Below are 20924 nucleotides of genomic sequence, written 5' to 3'. Positions count from 1 at the left end.
TTCATGCCGCCATTTTGCGTAGCTCTCTTCAATTTGATAATTGGCGTATTATTTGAATAACTTTCAAAAAACTTCGAAATATCATGGACTACCTAGGCGACATCAGGCTGTTTGTCGAAGCAGCAAATCTCGGTGGATTGTCAGCTGCAGGCCGCAAGCTCGGGCTATCCCCCGCTGCCGCGAGTGCGCGCCTGGTTAAGCTCGAATCTGTGTTGCATACGCGCCTGTTCGAGCGCACGACACGCCACCTGCGCTTGACGGATGAAGGGCGGACGTATTTGTCCTATTGCCAGCAGGCACTCCAGGCACTCGACGATGGCAATGCCTTTCTCCAAGCTGGGAAAAGCGTCGTGGGTGGCAAGATGCGAATTTCCGCTACCTCGGATTTCGGTCGCAACGTGCTAAAGAGCTGGCTTGACCAGTTCAACACGCAATACCCTGAGGTGAGGTTCGCGCTGGTGCTGTCGGATTCGCTGTCGAATTTGTTGCAAGACGATATTGATCTTGCCATCCGATTTGGCGTGCCGCCGGACAGTTCCTTCGTTGCCCGCCCCCTGGCACCCAATCGGCGCGTGCTGTGTGCATCGCCTCGATATCTGGCAAAACACGGCGCCCCCGAACATCCACGGGATTTGGAACGTTTCGACTGCATTGTCCTTAACTCGGTCGCCGGGCCTGCAAACGACTGGCGCTTCACCCGAAATGACAAAGTCGAAAGTTATAGGGTCCCGCTTGCAAACGCTCGCGAGACGAATGATGGCGCGGTCGCTCGAGAGTGGGCGGTTCACGGTTACGGCATTGCAATGAAATCGATGTGGGATATTGGCGCAGACCTACGAGCAAGACGCTTGAAGATTCTATTGCCGCAGTGGCGGTCTGAGGACGCGCCGGTACATGCCCTATATCAACGTAACCGGTATATGGCACCTCGCGTACGCGCCCTTCTCGAATTTCTGATCGAGCGCTTTGCAGAAGAATCCAGCAACCTGGACGGATATTTGAGCTGATACATTCGAATGTCGCTGCAAGAAGCGACGAAGCGGCGGCATAGGTGACTTTCGCGCCGGTGCATCAGTGCGCAATTACAAACTCGATCACCGGATAAAAGGATGGTGACGTTGTCTCTCACTCTGAGTGACTCGCCTGAAAAAGCTTCAACAATGTTCGATCGACTATGGTGCTGAACGTCACAACGTTCAGCACCCTCTGACTCGCTCACTTCCTCTCGCGGTTTACCACTCCCTTCCTGTTTGAGAGGAAGCGTTGGATTGCCCTCGCTATCCGCAGTTGTTGAAGCAGATCCGGGCTGATTGTCAGCCCTGTCATTTCAGGATTTATTTCCACCAATACTCGACCTGAAACCCTACGTTGGAGCCTTGCAGGTCTGTACCAAACGCACCGGTATCAGACAACGCCGATCCCGGAGATTGCAAGCTGGCGGCGCGTTGCGCAGCCTTGTTCCAGGTTGCGTAGGTGTAATACAGACGAAATTCCGGCCTGTCCCAGAATCCCGTGCCCTTCGGTGACCAGGTAGGCGCGATGGTGTACTTAGTGAGTTTTCGGGTACCGTCTGCGGCTTCAACCTGGTCGCGCCCAACTTCGGTGATCAACTTGAACTGGTCCGTGAACGCATAAATTGGCCGAACACCAATGGATAACCAGTTCTGATCATCACCATCAGGGCGCGTGTCTTTTTGATAGACCAATTCAACTTGACCACTAAAAGCATGGGTCATTTGCCAGTCGAAAAACTCCACGAGCCGCCAGCTCTTGTTGCTCTCATCCAACGTGGTATCACCGGTGTAGCCCAATGCGGTGCCCGGCCCTCGGCCGTATTGAACAGCGAACTTGTTGACTCCGCCAAGAAACGCGACCTGCTTGTGCTGGGCAACCACCGACCAGCCCTGATGAGCATTCTCGCGGCTCGGCTTGTCCAGATAACTGACGCCCAGTTGAACCTCGCCACCGGGATTTGTGTTGAATCCGCTGACGGTCACATCATGACGGGTAACAAAATCCTTTTGGAAGACGTTGTCCTTGCGTGAGAACACGTAGCTGTATTTCAGATCTCCCAATGCGACCTGGTCGAACCCAAAGCCTGTTGAGCTTTGGTTCCAGTAGAAGTAGTCGGAAATATTGATGTCGTTTCGGTTGTAGTAACGACGGCCCGCCCAGAAAGAACCGCCATTCAATGCCGGCATCTTGCTCCACTCAGCGTAGAGCTGACTCATCCGCGTATAGCCGTGCTCCCCGTCAAATTTTGGTTCATGGCCATACTCGTTATAAAACTGTGCCATGCCTTCCACGCTGACCACCGAGCCGTCGTCCAGTGAAAGCAGATCCTGGCGCAAATCCAGCTCCAGATATTGCTCACATTCGTTGCCAAGACGGTATTTGGATTGCGCGCCCGGTAGCTGAAAACACGACTGTTTCCCTCCTTGAGTCGAATCTCCAACTCCGGTTCTGAAATAACCACTGAAGTCTGTTGAATACGCGTCAACGGGTAAAAAGCCGACAGCAAAGGACGCACCCAGAACTGCGCTGAGAGTTTTAACGTTCATTCATAACACCTTTTGTTTGTTATATTTATTGGATAAGGCCGACGCGAACAGCACGCTTTTAATCAAAGTACGCGGTTAAATCCCACGCACCTGTTTCAAAAAGGAAAATACCAAGTTAAATCGAATAGAAAAGGCACCGCTGAACCCATGAGAAAAATCCAGGCATTGCCGGCGCAAAGTGACCAGACGAGCGAACGATAAGGCATTAGTCCCGTCCAATCTTATGAGGCTCTACCCCCGATGACGTCCTCGGAAGAAATCTATAAGACCCTGCGTCGAGGAATCATCAGCCGGTTGCGCGTCATAGCGAGTCAGGAGGCTATGGACGTTGTTACTTAGCTCCTTGCCCAGTTCCACGCCCCATTGATCAAACGAATTGACTCCCCAAATTACGCCCTGGACAAAGACCTTGTGCTCATAAAGGGCGATCAGCGCACCAAGGCTATGTGGATTGATGATCTCAAGAGCAACTGTATTGCTTGGCCGGTTACCGGGGATCACTTTATGCGGCGCCAGTCGTTCAATCTCACTGGATGAAAGGCCTTTGGCTTTTAGCTCTGCCTCAGCTTCACTGCGGGTTTTGCCCCACATCAGCGCTTGGCTTTGAGACAAGCAATTGGCGTACAGCCATTCCTGATGATCAGCCACTGGATTGTGGCTGACCACAGGCACAATGAAGTCAGCTGGAATCAGAGCCGTTCCCTGATGCAGCAACTGGTGGTAAGCGTGCTGTCCGTTACACCCCACGCCGCCCCAGATTACCGGGCCCGTGGTGCAGGACACTGACGTGCCATCATGACGAACACTTTTGCCATTTGACTCCATGTCCATCTGCTGCAGATGCTTAACGAAGTTGCGCAGGTAATGGTCATAGGGCAAGAAAGCATAGCTTTGCGCACCCCAAAAATTGTGATACCAAACGCCGAGTACCGCTAAAAGAACAGGAAGGTTCTGTTCCAATGGTTCGTTCAGGAAATGCTGATCCATAGCGTACGCGCCGGATAGCAGTTCCTTGAAGTTAGCGATGCCAATGGCCAGCGCAATCGGCAGGCCAATTGCAGACCATAGTGAGTAACGGCCACCGACCCAGTCCCACATAGGAAAAATGTTTGCTTCACGGATGCCGAAATCCAGCGCTGCCTGGCGATTACTGGTCACAGCAATGAAATGGCGATATAGCTTCTCTTCCGTCCCGCCCTTAGCCAAGTACCAGCTACGAGAAGCTTGTGCATTCTTCAAGGTTTCAAGAGTACCGAAGGTTTTGCTGGAGATGATGAACAGCGTTGTTTCTACGTTCAGTCCGGCTGTAACCTCTCGGAACTCACTGCCGTCGATATTAGCTAGATAATGGCACCGCACCCCATGCCGAGCAAAAGGCGCCAGCGCCTCAGAGACAAGCTCCGGGCCCAGAAATGAGCCACCAATACCAATGTTTACGACATCGGTGATGACCTTGTCGTTGTAACCACGCCACAGATGGTTATGGATACGACTCACAACGTCAGTCATCTGCGCCAGGGCTCCATGCACATCGCGCATCAAGTTGCGACCATCGACCATCAAAGCGTCCCCCACTGGTCGCCGCAGCGCCGTATGCAGCACTGGGCGCCCTTCGGAGCAGTTGATTTTCTCTCCACTGAACATGGCACGCGCGGCCTGTTCCACGCCTGCCTCGCGAGCAAGGTTTACAAGCAATGAACGCGTTTCGTGAGTGATGAGGTTTTTGGAGTAATCCAAAAAAAGCCCGCAGCCCGCCAAGGAAAAGTCTTGAAAGCGTTTACTGTTATCTCGAAAGGCATCGCGCATACTAAAATTTTTCATGCTCTCCCGATGGTCGAGCAGATTGCGCCATGCCGGCAGTGCAGTCACATCATTCGTTTTGTTGTAGTTATTCATGCTCAGCCCTTCTTCGCCAATACGGCTTGTGCCGTCTCAATCAACTCTTTTCTTGCCATTCAAATGTGGGCGTTTTGTAATTCTGCAAACGCAGAAGCGCCATCACAGGAATAAGCCCTGCATTGTGCAGTTACGACCCATTATCGGATTTACTCCCGCGAGGGCCAGCGTTCTCCATCGCGATTCAAATAAATGTCTATCTCTATAACGAAATCATTGAAGCCTGAAGAAAACAAAACCGAACGCGGGGGCACTCAAGCAGAAAACACTGCAAACATGCATATCCGTGCACGACAAGTGGAAACCAAGTGCCAGTCATTTAGTTTCAAAGTTATCCAGGCGGCGAGACGTGGACAAGCATCAAATAATTCACGTCTGCACCGCTAGATCCTCAGGACGAAACCCTGAGTACAGTCATTTTGGAGCGCCGCAAGAATCTCGCTGGATTAAAGAGGGTTTCAATCTAATAGTCTGACGTCTACCCTCAGGTTGCTTGATACGCTTCAATAAAAGCTTCACAGCCTGGGCTCCGAGCTCCTCGAGAGGTTGCGCTACAACTGTCAGTCTTGGGCTAAAAGCATCCGCCCAGTCGAAATCGTCAAAGCCAACCAGCGCGATATCCTTTGGCACCTCAAGCCCCGCTTCACGAAGAGCCTGCATTGCACCAATGGTCATCAAGTTGTTTGCAGTCATTATTGCGGTGGGCGGGCGCTCTAACGATAGCAAACGGCGCGTGGCTTCCATTGCCGGCGCAATCGCCGATTCACCACAGCAAACCAATTGATCTTCGTACTCAATTCCAGCGTCAGCTAAAGCCGCACGGTAACCGTCAATTCGCTCATGAGAAGAAGACTGAGTCAATCGTCCGGATACCATCCCGATACGCCGATGACCAAGCTTAATCAAATGTGCAATCAACTCTTGAGATGAATTCTTATTCTCCACCCCCACCTGATCAAAAGACGTCGAGAGAAGTCGATCGATGAGAACCGTGGGTATCTTGTTGGCTTTTAAGTAATTAAATACTCGATTTTCTGGATCATATTCCGAAGCGAGTACAATCCCGTCAACACGTCGCTCATGCAGTGCCTTGACCGCTTTGAGTTCCTGTTCCGGATCCCTTTGCGTATTGACCAATATCATCATCAATCCGCTTTTCGCGCATGCCGCTTCGATGGCACGTACTGTTTCACTGAAGTAATAGTTTGAAAGCGTAGCAATCGCCACTCCGATAGCACCCGAACCCGAAGAGGAGCGAGCCAGAGACCGAGCGAGTGAGTTTCGAATATAGCCTACGGACTCTACAGCCTGATTCACACTACGGACGGTGTCAGGATGTACTTTACGAGTACCGTTGAGAACATGAGATACCGTAGACATTGATACGTTCGCGGCTCTCGCGACATCGCTCATCTTTGCACCCACTGTGCATCACTCCTTTCTCACGTGATTTGATGGATAGCGCTGAACTCATGTCCAGTTGCTACCTATTGTAAAGCTCACGGCGAGAAAATGCGTCGATGGCTCTCGGAATTGATGCCGGGGCGAGCCCGCAATTTCGTGAAAGACCCAGCGAGATGCGCAGCGCATCTGAAGTCTGTGAATCGAGATGGTGGAATCCGCTATGCAGCATAGCCGGGCACTCCTTTTTATTATCGTAGCGATCATCCTGCGAACCAATTGATGGACGCAGCAGCGCTTGTTGAAAAAAGCATAGCCTAGACGAAAGCGCTTGCGCAAGCGCTTTTCTAACATCCTATTCATGTCCTCTTTGGTCGGGGCTTCCCTAGGGGATGGACATGGAAGTGCTTTTTGGAGAATTCCTCGAACGAAAAGGAAAGCGCTTGCGCAAGCGCTTTCCTTTCGACTATGTTGCTCAAACAAGAACACCGATGGGAGGTTTCAACTGCCTCTCAAATCGGTAGATAAGGAGTTAACAGCTATGCTGAGCACTGGATCTGAAAGCCCCCCTCCTGCCCTATTGGAAATGCATTCCATCTCGAAGTCATTCAATGGGGTGCGTGTCCTGCATGACATTGACCTCAGTATTTTCCCTGGACAAATCCACGCGCTAATGGGCGAAAACGGCGCCGGAAAATCCACTCTGATGAAAATACTATCGGGGGCCTATGTCGCCGACAGTGGCACTATACGAATCGACGGATGTGATATTCGAAACTATGGCGTGAACGATGCGAAGCGCCATGGCATATCCGTCATCTATCAAGAGCTCAGCTTGTGCGCGAATATGAGCGTGGTGGAGAACATCTACCTGGGTAGAGAGATTCGACGATGTGGAGTTATAAACCGCAAGGCAATGACCGAAGGTGCGCTCGTAGTACTAAAGCGGCTTGGCGTCACATTTGATCCGCACGCACTGGTCGGTACTTTGTCGATTGCGGACCAACAACTTGTTGAAATCGCGCGTGCAATTCATGCCGATACGCGAATCCTGGTGATGGACGAGCCTACAACGCCGCTATCCACAAAAGAGACCGAAAGTCTTTTTACATTGATTCGCCAGCTACGTGATGATGGCGTCGCGATCATCTATATCAGCCATCGAATGGCCGAGATATACGCATTGTCCGACTTTGTTTCGGTGCTCCGGGACGGTCATTACGTTGGTTCACTGGATCGCGTCACGCTGTCAGCTGAAACCCTAGTCCGGATGATGGTTGGCCGCGATGTTTCCGGCTTCTACGCCCATGAGCGTCCTTTGTGCTCTTACGAGCAACCGATACTACGTGTTCGCAATCTTACAGATGACTTCAAAATTCAGGATTGCAGTTTCGATCTGTATGCCGGCGAAATTCTCGGGATTGCAGGACTGGTGGGTTCTGGAAGAACCGAACTTGCCCGATTAATCGCAGGCGTCGATGCGTACTCAGGCGGAAAGATTGAGATGGACGGCGAAGTTGTAGTCATACGCTCTCCTCGCGATGCAGGTAACGCAGGCATCGTCTATCTGACAGAAGACCGCAAAGCACTGGGCCTTTTTCTCGACATGAGTGTCCACGACAATATCAATGTATGTGTTGTGGGAAGTGATGCTCGATTTGCGGGGTTTGTGGACCGAACGGCCGGAACTGGACGTACCGAACAAGCAATCCAGGCACTCAATATCAAAGCGTCTCCAGATATCAATGTTGGAGCACTGTCCGGAGGTAACCAGCAAAAAGTTTTGTTGGCTCGTCTGCTGGAGATGAAGCCCAGAGTATTGTTCCTCGACGAGCCTACATCGGGTGTCGACATTGGGGCTAAATCAGAAATATATAAAATCATCAATGCATTAGCAGCATCCGGCGTTTGCGTAGTGATAATTTCAAGTGAACTACCAGAGATCGTTGGAATTGCCGACCGTGTATTGGTCATGTGTGAAGGTAAACTTGTCACCGAACTCGGTGGCCACAGCGGTCTTGATATCACACCTGAAGCCATTATCGCGTCTGCCACAGGCAGCGACAGGTTGACTCTAGCCAACGGAGACTTAGTCCAATGACTTCCCCACTGCAAAGCAAAGTAGCAAGTGACTTCACCACGCCTGGTGTACGAAGCATCGCCGGAGCTTCCACCCAGGATAAAATGCGCCAACTGATGAGAGTGGCGGGCATGCTGCCCGTACTGTTACTCCTTTGTGTGGGCTTTGGCCTGATGAGCGAGAGCTTTTTCTCGGTTCAGAATTTCTCGATCATCAGTCAGCAAGCCTCTATCAATGTGGTATTGGCGTCAGGTCTGACTTTTGTGATTTTGACAGGAGGAATCGACCTTTCGGTTGGTTCGATTCTGGCTGTTTCCGCAGTAGTGGCGCTATTGGTATCGCAAGTTCCGGGGTTTGCTCCCCTGGCCATCGCTGCGGGGCTTGGAGTCGGACTGCTACTAGGGCTCGTCAATGGTGTATTGGTCGCTTTTGGAAAGCTACCGGCATTTATCGTCACGCTAGGCGGATTGACTGCGATGCGTGGAATCGCACGCCTCATCGGCGAAGACAAAACGGTTTTCAATCCTGACCTGTCCTTTGCTTACATTGGAAACGATACGTTGTTCGGGGTGCCATGGCTGGTTGTAATCGCGGTAGTCGTGGTTACTCTTTCGTGGCTTATTCTTCGACGTACGGTGTTAGGCGTACAGATTTACGCAGTGGGCGGCAATCCTGAGGCCGCACGGTTGTCGGGAATCAAAGTCTGGAAAGTCCTGTTATTTGCTTATGCCCTATCCGGTTTGTTGGCGGGTGTGGGGGCTATCATGACTTCCGCTCGACTGATGGCTGCTAACGGACTGCAAATGGGACAGTCTTATGAACTCGACGCTATCGCCGCCGTTATTCTGGGAGGCACGCGCTTTACAGGAGGCGTCGGCACTATCGTCGGTACGCTAATTGGCGCCCTGATTATCGCTACACTTTCCAATGGCCTGATATTGCTGGGAGTTTCGGATATCTGGCAATACATTATCAAAGGTGTTGTCATCATCGGCGCGGTAGCCCTCGATCGCTTTCGGCAGTCAGGTGCACGAACCTGAATCATATATACCCCCCACACTCCAATAACAAGAGACAGTGCTCATGAAAAAAATAATATTTACCGCTGTTTGTACACTACTGGCATTTAGCAGCGCTCAAGCGCGAGAGTTGAAATCCGTCGGGATAACTGTTGGCTCGCTGGGTAATCCTTATTTTGTAGCGATGGTAGATGGCGCCAAAGCCGAGGCACTGCATATCAATCCAGCCGCAAAATTTATCTCGGTGTCGGCAGATTACGATTTGAATAAGCAGTTCACTCAAATCGATAACTTCATTTCTTCGGGCGTAGACTTGATTCTTGTCAACGCCGTCGACCCTGTAGCAATTGCGCCTGCGATTGCTAAAGCAAGGAAGGCAGGCATAGTGGTTGTGGGCGTAGATGTCATGGTGCAAGGTGCCAACGCCACGGTACAGACCGATAACGTCGAAGCCGGCAGGATTGTATGTCAGTACATCTCTGAGAAGCTGGGTGGCAAGGGTAACGTTATTATCCAGAATGGTACGCAGACCTCAGCAGTCTTGGACCGAGTCAATGGCTGCAAGAGTGTTTTCGCGCAGGCACCCGATATCAAGATACTGTCTGATAATCAGGATGCCAAAGGCTCGCGTGAAGGTGGCTACAGCGTGATGCAAGGCGACTTGACTCGCTTTGCAAAAGTCGACGCGGTGTTCGCGATCAATGATCCCCAGGCCATAGGTGCAGACCTGGCAGCAAAACAACTCAAGCGCAAAGGCATCATTATCGCATCGGTGGATGGGGCTCCCGATATAGAGACTGCGCTCAAAAGCGATACACAGATCCAGGCATCCGCCTCTCAATCCCCTTGGGGCCAGGCACAACAGGCCGTAACGATGGGTTATGACCTGTTGAATGGCAAATCTTTGGAAAGCACAACGGTACTGCTTCAACCCTCACTGGTAACACGAGCCAACGTCATGGAGTACAAAGGCTGGCAAGCTGACCACTGACCAATTGACCACTGAGCGATTGAGTCAAATGACATAGGGGTCCCACCTCTTTAATGCGGGGAATGGCTGCTGCGAGTTGCTCGCAGCGGCCGAACGGCATGAAAACCCCTAGAGGGGCGAACCTACGGGAAACCTGAGCGACGGCTGCTGAGGAGAGATTTGGCATGTTTACCAAAACAAACACAATAGTAAGTACAGAGCTACTTAACTACGTTAAGGCCCTGTCTGGGAATCGAATTGTCGTTGCGCTAGCGGGGCCGCCTGGTGCCGGTAAGTCCACCGTCTCTCAGGCCTTGGTAGAGGCTCTTAATAGCGTTATGCCGGGGAGCGCAGCTGTTGTTCCCGGAGATGGCTTTCATTACGATGACGCGGTTCTTGGATCCTTGAACCTTTTAGATCGTAAGGGCTCACCTGATACATTCGATGTGGGTGGCTTCAGGAGTCTGCTGCTACGGCTTCGTGCGAACAACGAACCAGCGGTTGCCGTTCCGGTATTCGATCGAATCCTGGAGATATCCCGTGCTGCAGGACAATTGATTTCCTCTGACGTGAAATATCTCATCGTGGAAGGAAACTACCTTCTATTAGACCTCGCCCCATGGTCGTCCTTAATAGACTGTTTTGACGCCACCATAATGCTGCAGGCTGACCGCAAAACCCTGGAAGCGCGCCTGCTTGATCGATGGCGATCATTGGGTTTCGATGAGTCTACTTCCTATGAAAAAGTTCATCGCAACGACCTTCCGAATGCCGACATTGTGATTTCGGCCAGCAATATCGCTGACTTCACGATCACAAATTAAGATCCCACTTCCTCTCTTTTGAGAAAGAATCACGCGTTAACCAACAGCTTTGCTTGGCTAGCTTTTTAACGCTAACAGGCCTACGAACGCTATCAACAACTTGTAGCGAACCTTATAAAGAGCGAATGACTATGTATCTGGTATGTGGTGAAGCGCTGTTCGACTTCTTCAGTGAAAACGACGTCAACGCTCAAACTTCAAAAGTGAACTACAAAGCGATTGCCGGTGGTTCGCCGTTCAACGTCGCCGTCGGCTTGCGCCGTCTGGGCATCGACGTCGCGCTGTTCGCCGGGCTGTCCAGCGACTACCTCGGCCGGCGTTTACAGCAAGTGCTGCAGGAGGAAGGCGTGCGCCCGGACTACCTGCAGGACTTCGACGCACCGACCACCCTGGCGATGGTCGCCGTCGGTGCCGACGGCTCGCCGCATTACAGCTTCCGAGGTGAAGGCTGTGCCGATCGCCAGCTGTTGCCGGGGCATTTACCTGAGTTAGGCGCTGAGGTGCGTGGGTTGCATATCGGCTCGTTCTCGCTGGTGGTGCAGCCGATTGCCGACACCCTGCTGGCCCTGGTCCGCCGGGAAAGCGGCAAACGCCTGATCAGCCTCGACCCCAACGTGCGACTCAACCCGCAACCGAATATCGAACTGTGGCGCGAACGCATCAACACTCTGGTCGAGCATGCCGACCTGATCAAGGTCAGCGACGAGGACCTGAACCTGCTCTACCCCGAGCGTGATCCTCAGAGCGTGATCCATGGCTGGCTGGAACACCGCTGCCAGCTGGTATTCCTTACCCGTGGCGGTCAGGGAGCAACGGTATTCAGCCGCCGCCATGGCAGTTGGTCTGCGCCGGCCTGCGCGGTGGTGATGGCTGATACCGTGGGCGCCGGCGACACCTTCCAAGCGGCGTTGATCGCCTGGCTGACCGAACAGCAGCTGGATTCGGTGGAGGGTTTGCAGCGCTTGAGTCGCGAACAGATTGACGCGATGCTCATCTTCGCCGTCAGCGCCGCCGCCCTGACCTGCGGCAAGACCGGGCCGGACTTGCCTTATCGGCATCAGTTGGATTGATATCTGGTCAGAATCTGTATCGCGGGCATTGCAGTTTTCGCGAGCAAGTGGGGTCCCCCCCCACTTGACTTGGGCTGTGGCGAAGGCTGGCTATCGGGCGCTGGCTGAACGGACTATCCGCCCTGAGCAACCAAAGCACGCGCCTCATCACGGCGACAGTGCTTGTCCGAATTCAAGACTCTCATTCGAGACTCAATTCAGGACTTAAAAGCACTGGATAGCGCTGGATTTCAGTAAGTGTCCGGCCAACACACCCTCCAGATTCCAGCACTAAGGTGATGGCGTTGCGCTGTATTTCTGGTCGAATTTGGACACCGACACCTTTTGTTCTGAGACATATCGACTGGGCACTTCACCCAGTACACGCTTGAATACCGTTGCGAATGCACTTGAGCTGCTATACCCCAACTCTATTGCGACCTGCGTAACAGACTGGCCGTTTCCAAGTCGAACAACTGCCGCAAGCAGACAAGCTTGTTGTCTCCATTCGATATAGCTGATGCCAGCTTGCAGTCGAAAATGGCGGGTAAAGGTGCGGCGGCTCATTCCGGTGCGCTGCGCCATGTCATCGATGCCGATCTCCAGCGAAGGGTGGGCCAAGAAATCGCGACATACCCGGGCAAGACGAGGTTCAGTCGGTAATGGCGCGTTGAGCGATAGCGCAGGCATCCCGGCAATCTCGTGCAGCAACAAACCCATCAGATAGCCATCGCGTCCATTTTTGTCATAGCACGCGGGAATATCGATGGCCTTCTCCAACAATTGCCGCAGTAGCGGCGATACATCGAAAACCTGGCAATGAGCCGGTAGCCCCAGGCGTTGCGCAGCCTGTTTGCGGATATAGGTGTTGAGCATCGTGACAGGGCCACGCATTTGCATAGCGTGAGGTCGCTGGGACGGTACCCATATGCCGCGCAGGGGCGGAACGACCCAGTTGCCTTCGTCGGTGAATATAGTGATGACACCGCGTGCGGCATAAGCGAATTGTCCACGCTGATGGATGTGCGACGGGAACAGCTCACCGTCTGCATAGTCGCTTACGGTCACGACAGCATCGCGCGGTATGTTTTGGTAGGGATCTAGCGCTGTTGTTTGCATGGCCTGATTTTAATGATATTTGGCCCCCGCCTGAAAGCAGGCCATTCCGATTTCTTGCATATTCCCAGAGGTACAGAGCATTTAAAACTCACTATTCAGGGAAAGACACGCGAACCATGCAGAAAAAACACTTGTTGCTTGCCGTCTTGGTGACGGCCGTTTGGGGATTGAACTTCCCCATTACAAAACTCGGTCTTACCGATATTGATCCCCTGCTGTTGACTGCGATTCGCTTCACGCTGGCCGCCTTACCCTGGGTGTTTTTCGTGAAGCGTCCGCAAGTTGCCTTCCGTTGGCTTGCGGCCTATGGATTGATCTTCGGCGTAGCAATGTGGGCCTTGATCAACCTGGGTATCGCATTGGGTGTGCCACCCGGTAGTGCCTCTCTGCTAATCCAGTTCAGCGCATTCTTCACGCTCGGCTGGGGTGTGCTGTTGTTCCGTGAAAGCCTATCAATGCCTCAATTATTCGGCATCGTGCTGGCTGCGATAGGGCTGGTTGGCATCCTGCTGGGCAGTCCCGGTGAGGCCACCATGATCGGTTTCGCATTAGTGATCGTTAGCGCTGTGGCATGGAGCATTGGCAATGTCGTGATCAAAGTATCGAAGGTGCACCAGATTTTCGCCTTCGTGGTGTGGGCCAGCTTGTTTCCACCCATTCCGCTATTTCTGATGACTTGGCTGTTGCATGGCGCGGCTCCATTTATAGCCTTGCCTTCGCATTTGAATGCGGTTACGACATTTTCACTAGCTTTCCAGGTCTACGGCGCCACGCTCTTCTGCTACTGGGGATGGAACCTGCTATTGCGTGAGTACCCTGCATCGCGGGTGGCGCCGCTGTCGCTGCTGATTCCCGTGTTTGGCATCGTCAGCTCCATTCTCATTTTAGGCCAACGCCCCAGCGCCTCAGGCTGGGCCTCCATCGCATTGATTCTGTTTGCGCTTGCCGTTGGTTCAAGGCCAGGACGTGTCCTGCTGGTACGCCATCGTGGCCTCTGATACGCGATACTTGCGACGAAGTTGATGTGGTACGACCGGAGCCGGTGATTCAAAACCAAGTTCGTGCAACTGAAACACTAACGAAACATTTCGGCCATATGATTCGCGTCACCGAAACCTAGGAGGGTTGGAGATGAATCGGCCATCAAGAAGCATGCGCAAACTACTCGACGCTGTTGCCACCAACAATGAGGCAGCGGCGCTTGATGTGATGCGTGCTACTGAGCAGCTCCAAGACGAGGTGTTGCGTCAACGATTACTCAACCTCATTCATCGGCTCAACCAAGACGCCAATGACTTGCGAATGGCGCGGGACGATATCCAAGGCGGAGCCATCAAGCTCGCATAACCCGCGTCCATGTGCCGGCCACGGCCGGCGCGCAGTACTTCACCAACGGCGCCAACACCCGGACGTCCGGGGTCGATGTGGTCGGCAATTACCGGCAGAACCTGAACCAGTTCGGCTCGGTGAGATGGACTGCGGCACTGAACTACAACCACACGAAAATCCTCAGCGTCAACGACACACCGTCACAACTGACCGCCCTGGGCGACTTCCAGCTGCTCGGACGCCAATCGCGAGCGCTGATTACCAAATTCCCCCAGCAGCAAGACGCGTTCTGACTCCTCTGGCGCGTAGAGCAAGAACAAAAGATCGCAGGTATTTCGAACATTCATTCTGAGCGATGCCGAGCCCGGTAAGGATGGCGCCTGAGGCTTAGGTTCCATATAGCCTGATACAAGGCTCTTATTCCATTAAATAATTACATTTTGTTTTTATAGTGCGTTTCAATCTATGAGCTGAAGCTGATACAGAAACGCCCCTTCAAATTTGTTCAGGAGCCATGATGTCCGATCCAAAACCTCTGTTGTTTGCACTCTACGAACAAGCCAGTGTGGGCTGTGGAGGTGCGCCGAGCCTCTGGACGCATCCGGCTGACGAGCGCCTGGCAATCAACTCGTTGGGCTACTGGTCGAATCTGGCGCGCATTGCCGACCAGGCCAACCTCGACATGCTGTTCTTCGGCGACGTGCTGGGTTTCTACGACGTCTTTGGTGGCAATGCCGATGCCGCGATGAAATGGGCTGTGGAAGCTCCGGCCAATGATCCGTTGATGATCATTCCCGCCTTGGCCGCGGTCACCGAAAACCTTGCGTTCGGCGTCACGGTTACCACCAGCTATGAACACCCCTTCTCCCACGCTCGGCGTTTCAGCACCTTGGACCACCTCACCAATGGCCGGGTGGGCTGGAACATCGTGACCTCTTATCTGTCCAGCGCCGCGCGTAACTTCGGCCTTGAACAGATGATCAAACACGATGACCGCTACGAACGCGCCGAAGAATTTCTCGATGTGGTGTACAAGCTGTGGGAAGGCAGTTGGGCCGACGATGCGGTGGTCGCGGACAAAGCTCATCAGCTGTATGCCCGGGGTGATCGGGTACGGCCGATTAACCACGTGGGCGAGCACTATCGAGTCGCCGGGCCGCACCTCACCTCACCGTCACCGCAGCGCACACCGCTACTGATCCAGGCCGGCTGGTCGGGTCGCGGTCGCGAGTTCGCCGCCAAGCACGCCGAGCTGATCTTCATTGCCAAATCCAACCCTCAGGAAATCCGTCAGGGCCTGGAGGACATATGGGCCAAGGCCCAGGCTCTCGGTCGCCAACGTGAGGATGTGAAGTCCCTGACCGTATTGCGCATCGTCACCGCCAAAACCGAAATTGAAGCCCAGCGCAAATATGACGCATTGCAAAGCAACTACCATCTTCAAGCGCAACTGGTCAGTTATGCGGGCGACACCGGCATTGATATCAGTCGCTATGCCGACAGCGATGCATTGTCGACCCACACCGAAGGGCTGACGTCCTATGTCATGCACCCCGATGGCAGTGGTAAGCCGTTGACCGCCGGGGATGTGAAGCAACGTTTTGCCAAGGTCACCCGCGGCAGCGACCTGATCCTGGTGGGCACCCCACAACAGGTAGCCGACCGGATCGAAGAACACGCACGCATTAGCGGCACCAGCGGCTACATGATCAATCCGTTGATCAGCCCTGGCACACTCGAAGATTTCGTGGAGTTGATCATTCCCGAATTACAGAAGCGCGGCCTCTACAGGACCCAGCCGCAAAGCGGGACCTTCAGGTCCAGGTTAAGGGAAGATGGCAGCAGCCATTTACCCGACTCGGCTTATGGCGCTTCATTCCGCTTCGGCAAGGCGCTTTAGCCCGAAGGCGACTGCTCAAGCGTTATCAAGCAGTCGCCGAACGTTCGAGGAAAACGTCGCGGGGCATCAGCGTTTACAACGTAAGAAACAGCGCCGAGGTCCAGACTCGGGATTGATCGCGCTGCCGGGCGCAGATGAACAATGGATGCTCACGGCCCGGCTGCAAATTCAGCTGCGCCAACTCGATCTTCCCTTGCAGCTCACGGGGCCAAAAGGATTTGACCTCAGTCGGATGCCAGCCTGCCTGATCCAGGGCCTCTTGCGCCGCCACCAAGGCGAACTCGATGAAGCGATCCAATTTCTTGCGGTCCTTGGGGGCGATGAAGCGCTCCGGCAACGGCATCGTCTTCCAGCGTCGGCACCTGGCCGCCGACCGCGACGCCGGTGCCCTCGGCGAATACTTCGGGCAGGCTACGAATGCCGGAACGTCCGGCCAGCAGCCGTTTCCAGACTTCCTCTACGCCACAACCCAGGGGACCGACGACGCCGACGCCCGTGACTACGATGCGCGTTTGACCTGCTGGAGTACTCATGGAAAACCTCTTCATTTCTGTAGACGCTCACTGGAGCGGCAAGTGATCGATCGCTTATGCCAGCTTTACTGTTTCAGTTTGCACGGCCTTGACCGGACGGATCTTGAACCAGATGGAATACATCGCCGGCAGGAACACCAGCGTCATGATGGTTCCGACAAACGTGCCGCCGATCAGGGTGTAGGCCAGCGTTCCCCAGAAAACCGAATGGGTCAGCGGGATAAACGCCAGGATCGCCGCCAGGGCCGTCAGCAGCACCGGCCGCGCCCGTTGCACGGTGGCTTCGATGACAGCGTGGAACGGGTCCAGCCCCTCCTCTGCGTTCTGATGTATCTGCCCAATCAGGATCAGCGTGTTGCGCATCAGAATCCCCGAGAGCGCGATCAGCCCCACCAGGGCGTTGATACCGAACGGCTGATGGAAAATCAGCAGCGTCGGCACCACGCCGATCAACCCCAGCGGCGCGGTGAAGAACACCATGATCATGGCCGAGATCGAACGCACCTGGACGATGATGATCAGCAGCGTCAGGGCCACCATGATCGGCACCAGTGGCACGATGGCCTGGCCGGCTTTGCCGGATTCCTCGATGGCCCCCGCCTGCTCGATCCGATAGCCATCGGGCAACGTGTCGATGATCGGTTGCAGCTGCTTGATGACGGCTGTCGATACATCCGGCGGTTGCAGGCCTTCGGCGATGTCGCCGCGCACCGTGATGGTCGCAGTCCGGTCACGCCGGCGAAGGATCGGATCCTCCATGCGCACGTCCACCTCGCCGACCTGGGATAGGGGGATACGCTGCCCCGCCGCACCCACCAGGGTAAAACCTTCGATCCGGCCCGGATCGAGGCGGATATCGCCGGCGGCGCGTCCCACCACCTGCACCGAACGGATGTCCTCGCGAACCGCCGTGATCGGCACCCCGGCCAGCAGGAATTGCAGTTGCTGGGCAACGGCACTGGAGGTCAGCCCTACCGCCTGCAAGCGGTCCTGATCCAGATTGAAATGCAGCGTCGGCGCCAGCGAGCCCCAGTCGGTGTTGACGGTCCTCATCATCGGGCTGGCTTGCATGACGTCCTGTACGCGAGCTGCGATCTCCCGCAGTTTCGACGGGTCAGGCCCCATTACTCGGTAAGCCACCGGGAATGGTGAATACGGACCGAAGACAATCTGCGTTGCCCTGACCCGGGCCTCCGGAGCGAGTCCTTCGGCGACCGCTTCGCGCAGACGGGACTTGAGGGTTTCCCGTGCTTCCTGGTTATCTGTCAGGACCACGATCTTGGCGAACGATGGATCCGGCAGTTCCGGCGCGATTGCCAGGAAGAAGCGCGGCGCGCCCTGCCCGATGTAAGCCGTGATGATTTTGGCTTCCGCCTGTTTTTGCAGCCACGCCTCGATCTTGGCGGTGGTGGCGCTGGTCTGCTCGATGGAGGTGCCATAGGGCATCTGCACTTCAATCATCACCTCGGGGCGATCCGAGGTGGGGAAGAACTGTTTCTTCACCAGGCCCATGCCCAGGATGGCCACGACAAACAACGTGATAACCGTGCCGGCCACCAGCCATTTGCGCGCGATTACCCGCGTCAGGATCCGACGGAAGCGGTTGTAGCGCGGAGTGTCGTAGATGGCCGCATGCCCGCCTTCGACCTTCTTGATGTTCGGCAACATTTTCACCCCCAGGTAAGGGGTGAATGCCACCGCGACCACCCAAGAGGCGATCAGGGCGATGCCGACGATCCAGAACATGTTGCTGGTGTACTCGCCGGCGGTGGACTGGGCGAAGCCGTTGGGCATGAAGCCGATCGCGGTCACCAGCGTACCGGACAGCATCGGTGCGGCCGTGTGGCTCCAGGCATACGCGGAGGCCTTGATCCGGTCGTAGCCCTCCTCCATTTTCACCACCATCATTTCGATGGCGATGATGGCGTCGTCCACCAGCAGCCCGAGGGCCAGGATCAACGAACCCAGGGTGATCCGGTCAAAGTTTTTCCCGGTGGCTGCCATTACCACAAACACGATGGCCAGGGTCAACGGCACAGCCGCCGCAACCACGATCCCGACATGCCAGCCCATGCTGATAAAGCAGACGACCATCACCACCAGCAAGGCGACGAAGAACTTGATCATGAACTCGTCAACCGCCGAATTGATGTTCACCGCTTGGTCAGTCACTTTGGTCAGTGTCATGCCCAGCGGCATGCCTTCATTGATCTTGCTTGTTTCTGCATCGAGCGCCTGGCCCAGGTCAAGGCCGTTCCAGCCTTCGCGCATGATCACGCCCAGCAACAACGCCTCTTCGCCGTTGTTGCGCACCAGGAAGGTGGCCGGATCCTCATAGCCGCGCTCAACCGTCGCCACGTCCGAGAGCTTCAAGGTGCGGCCCTGAATGGCCAGCGGCGTGTCTCGGATTTTCTCCAGCTTGTCGAAGGCGCCGTCCACCCGCAGGAAGACCTGTGGTCCATTGGTTTCGATGGAACCGGCGGGTGTGAGCACGTTCTGGCTGTTCAGTGCGGCGAAAATGTCCTGAGGGGAAACGCCCAGGGTCGCCAGCCGGTCGTGGGAAAAAGAGATGAAGATGCGCTCGGCCTGCTCGCCGATGATGTTGACCTTTTTCACCCCTGCCACGTGCAACAGGCGCTGGCGCAAGACCTCGGCATCACGCACCAACAACCGCTGCGGCTCGCCCTTGGCCTTGAGGGCGAAAAGCGCGAATGTCACGTCCGAGTACTCGTCGTTGACCAATGGTCCGATCACACCCGCCGGCAACTTAGTGGCTTCGTCGTCAAGCTTCTTGCGCGCCTGATAAAACTCTTCCTGCACCTGGGAAGGCGGCGTGCGGTCCAGCAGCGAGACCATGGTGAAAGCCAGACCGGGACGGGTGTAGGTTTCCGTGCGGTCATACCATTTCAATTCTTGCAGGCGTTTCTCCAGGGGCTCGGCCACCTGGTCCTGCATCTCCTGCGCCGTCGCGCCGGGCCAGGCCGTGATAACGGTCAGTTGTTTGACCGTGAACGGCGGATCCTCCGCGCGGCCCAGCTTGAAGAAAGCCAAGGTCCCGGCGACAGCAATCAGAAAAATCAGAAACACCGTGATGGAGCGCTCGCGTACAGCGAGGGCCGAAAGATTGAGGCTCATTGGCGGCTCCCGGCGACCTTCACATCGTTTTGTGGAAGCAGCCTGACTGACTCGCCTTCACGCAGCAGATGTGCGCCCAGGCCGATGATCTGTTCGCCGACGTTGAGGCGACCTGTGACGCGCGCAGCGTCGTCGCTCAAGCCCAGGACCTGCACCGCACGCCAGGTGACTTTTGCCGGTTCGCCGTCGATGGCCCACACGCCGGTGCCATTGCCCGGGTCGTACAACGCAGCAATCGGCACCTGCACCACCTGCCCCTGGGTCGCGCCTTCGGCGATGCGCAGTGTGACGGTCGAGCCCAGCGGTGCGTTGGCCAGGGCGCCTTCCAGCACATAGCGCGCTTCAAAGGTGCGGGTCACCCGGTCAGCCGAATCGGAAAGCAACCTCAGTTTCGCGGTGACGGCCCCGCTGGTGCTGCCGTACAGCGTCGCCTGCGCGCTGGACCCGACGGCTGGCCGCAGGGTCTCGGGCAGTTGCACGACGGCTTCGCGCTGCCCGGCTCGCGCCAGTCGAACCACGGGTTGCCCGGGGCTGACGACCTGCCCCGGCTCGGCCAGCGTGTCCATTACCACGCCGTCGGCGTCGGCGAGGAGCACCGCGTAGCCGGATGCATTGCGGGCCACATCAGCTTGCGCCTCGGCAGCGCTGAGTTGGGCCTTGGCGGTATCGGCTGCGGCTTTGATCTGGTCGTAGCCCGACGCCGAAATCGCCCCGGCGGCCACCAGCTCGCGATACCGCGCCTCGTCATCCGCAGTCTGCTTGGCCCGGGCGCGGGCGGCCGTGACGGCTTCTTGCTGGGCTCGCGCCTGCAATCCCAGGTCGATCGGGTCCAGGCGCATCAAAGGCTGGCCCTTTTTAACGGTCTGGCCGGCATCCACCACCCGCTCCAGCACCTTGCCGGAAACGCGAAAGCCCAGGTCGCTCTGGACCCGCGCCGCCACAACACCGGTGAAAGAGCGAGCGCTGGCGGACGCCCCCTGCACTTGCGCGACCCTCACCAAAGGGGCAAGCGTGCGCGGATCGATGGCAGTGGATGAGTCGCCACACGCCGTAAGGACGAGAGGCAACAAGCAAGCGGCCAGGGTGAAAGGTCGGAGCCGGAGCATAG

General features: G+C 55.5%; 15 protein-coding genes and 2 pseudogenes. 10 read left to right on the top strand and 7 right to left on the bottom strand.

What is annotated here, in order from left to right:
- Window positions 1-83: 83 nt before the first annotated feature.
- On the top strand, window positions 84-1007 hold the full coding sequence (locus IB250_RS08700) for a LysR family transcriptional regulator (RefSeq protein WP_192343781.1): 924 nt from the start codon (window positions 84-86) through the stop codon (window positions 1005-1007).
- A gap of 327 nt (window positions 1008-1334) precedes the next feature.
- On the opposite strand, the gene IB250_RS08695 is transcribed toward IB250_RS08700, so the two are convergent.
- The 3 genes from IB250_RS08695 to IB250_RS08685 all read right to left on the bottom strand — a co-directional run bounded on the left by IB250_RS08695 (window position 1335) and on the right by IB250_RS08685 (window position 5882).
- Entirely contained in the window at window positions 1335-2561 is a 1227-nt protein-coding gene (locus IB250_RS08695; RefSeq protein WP_192343780.1) for a maltoporin, read from the bottom strand.
- A gap of 231 nt (window positions 2562-2792) precedes the next feature.
- Complete coding sequence (pgi, locus tag IB250_RS08690; RefSeq protein WP_192343779.1) at window positions 2793-4457, bottom strand: glucose-6-phosphate isomerase; 1665 nt, start codon at window positions 4455-4457, stop codon at window positions 2793-2795.
- 414 nt (window positions 4458-4871) lie between these two features.
- Window positions 4872-5882 (bottom strand): LacI family DNA-binding transcriptional regulator, encoded by a 1011-nt coding sequence (locus IB250_RS08685; RefSeq protein ID WP_192343778.1) that lies wholly within the window; start codon window positions 5880-5882, stop codon window positions 4872-4874.
- 517 nt (window positions 5883-6399) lie between these two features.
- Between IB250_RS08685 and IB250_RS08680 the strand changes: the two genes are divergently transcribed.
- From IB250_RS08680 to IB250_RS08660, 5 genes are all read left to right on the top strand, one after another.
- Entirely contained in the window at window positions 6400-7959 is a 1560-nt protein-coding gene (locus IB250_RS08680) for a sugar ABC transporter ATP-binding protein (protein ID WP_192343777.1), read from the top strand.
- Window positions 7956-8978 carry an ABC transporter permease subunit gene (locus tag IB250_RS08675; protein WP_008073815.1) on the top strand — a complete coding sequence of 341 codons (1023 nt, stop codon included), beginning with the start codon at window positions 7956-7958 and terminating at the stop codon, window positions 8976-8978. The genes IB250_RS08680 and IB250_RS08675 overlap by 4 nt, the downstream gene beginning before the upstream one ends.
- Before the next feature lie 43 nt (window positions 8979-9021).
- Window positions 9022-9948, top strand: coding sequence for an ABC transporter substrate-binding protein (locus IB250_RS08670; protein WP_192343776.1), 927 nt, complete (start codon window positions 9022-9024; stop codon window positions 9946-9948).
- Window positions 9949-10112: 164 nt separating this feature from the next.
- Window positions 10113-10751 (top strand): nucleoside/nucleotide kinase family protein, encoded by a 639-nt coding sequence (locus IB250_RS08665; protein ID WP_192343775.1) that lies wholly within the window; start codon window positions 10113-10115, stop codon window positions 10749-10751.
- A 131-nt stretch (window positions 10752-10882) separates the two neighbouring features.
- Entirely contained in the window at window positions 10883-11821 is a 939-nt protein-coding gene (locus IB250_RS08660; RefSeq protein ID WP_192343774.1) for a carbohydrate kinase family protein, read from the top strand.
- A 270-nt stretch (window positions 11822-12091) separates the two neighbouring features.
- Here the strand turns inward: IB250_RS08660 and IB250_RS08655 are convergent, their stop codons facing one another.
- Entirely contained in the window at window positions 12092-12919 is an 828-nt protein-coding gene (locus IB250_RS08655) for an AraC family transcriptional regulator (protein WP_192343773.1), read from the bottom strand.
- A gap of 116 nt (window positions 12920-13035) precedes the next feature.
- Between IB250_RS08655 and IB250_RS08650 the strand changes: the two genes are divergently transcribed.
- The 4 genes and pseudogenes from IB250_RS08650 (at window position 13036) to IB250_RS08635 (ending at window position 16148) form a co-directional block, all read left to right on the top strand.
- Window positions 13036-13917, top strand: a complete 882-nt coding sequence (locus tag IB250_RS08650) for an EamA family transporter (protein WP_192343772.1) — start codon at window positions 13036-13038, stop codon at window positions 13915-13917.
- Between the two features lie 133 nt (window positions 13918-14050).
- Entirely contained in the window at window positions 14051-14266 is a 216-nt protein-coding gene (locus tag IB250_RS08645) for a hypothetical protein (RefSeq protein WP_123494975.1), read from the top strand.
- 8 nt (window positions 14267-14274) lie between these two features.
- Window positions 14275-14530, top strand: a pseudogene (locus tag IB250_RS08640) (TonB-dependent receptor); the annotation flags it as partial.
- 235 nt (window positions 14531-14765) lie between these two features.
- Window positions 14766-16148 carry an LLM class flavin-dependent oxidoreductase gene (locus tag IB250_RS08635; protein ID WP_008073806.1) on the top strand — a complete coding sequence of 461 codons (1383 nt, stop codon included), beginning with the start codon at window positions 14766-14768 and terminating at the stop codon, window positions 16146-16148.
- A 223-nt stretch (window positions 16149-16371) separates the two neighbouring features.
- On the opposite strand, the pseudogene IB250_RS08630 reads toward IB250_RS08635, so the two are convergent.
- The 3 genes and pseudogenes from IB250_RS08630 to IB250_RS08620 form a co-directional block, all read right to left on the bottom strand.
- Window positions 16372-16681 (bottom strand): annotated as a pseudogene (locus IB250_RS08630) (beta-ketoacyl synthase N-terminal-like domain-containing protein); the annotation flags it as partial.
- 54 nt (window positions 16682-16735) lie between these two features.
- Window positions 16736-19816 carry an efflux RND transporter permease subunit gene (locus IB250_RS08625; protein ID WP_192343771.1) on the bottom strand — a complete coding sequence of 1027 codons (3081 nt, stop codon included), beginning with the start codon at window positions 19814-19816 and terminating at the stop codon, window positions 16736-16738.
- Window positions 19813-20922, bottom strand: a complete 1110-nt coding sequence (locus IB250_RS08620; protein WP_192343770.1) for an efflux RND transporter periplasmic adaptor subunit — start codon at window positions 20920-20922, stop codon at window positions 19813-19815. The genes IB250_RS08625 and IB250_RS08620 overlap by 4 nt, the downstream gene beginning before the upstream one ends.
- Window positions 20923-20924 lie beyond the last annotated feature (2 nt).

The sequence above is a fragment of the Pseudomonas sp. PDM09 genome, from assembly GCF_014852305.1.
Lineage (GTDB): Bacteria > Pseudomonadota > Gammaproteobacteria > Pseudomonadales > Pseudomonadaceae > Aquipseudomonas.
Note: the sequence above shows the minus strand (reverse complement) of the source record. Positions and strands in the feature narration are given on the sequence as shown.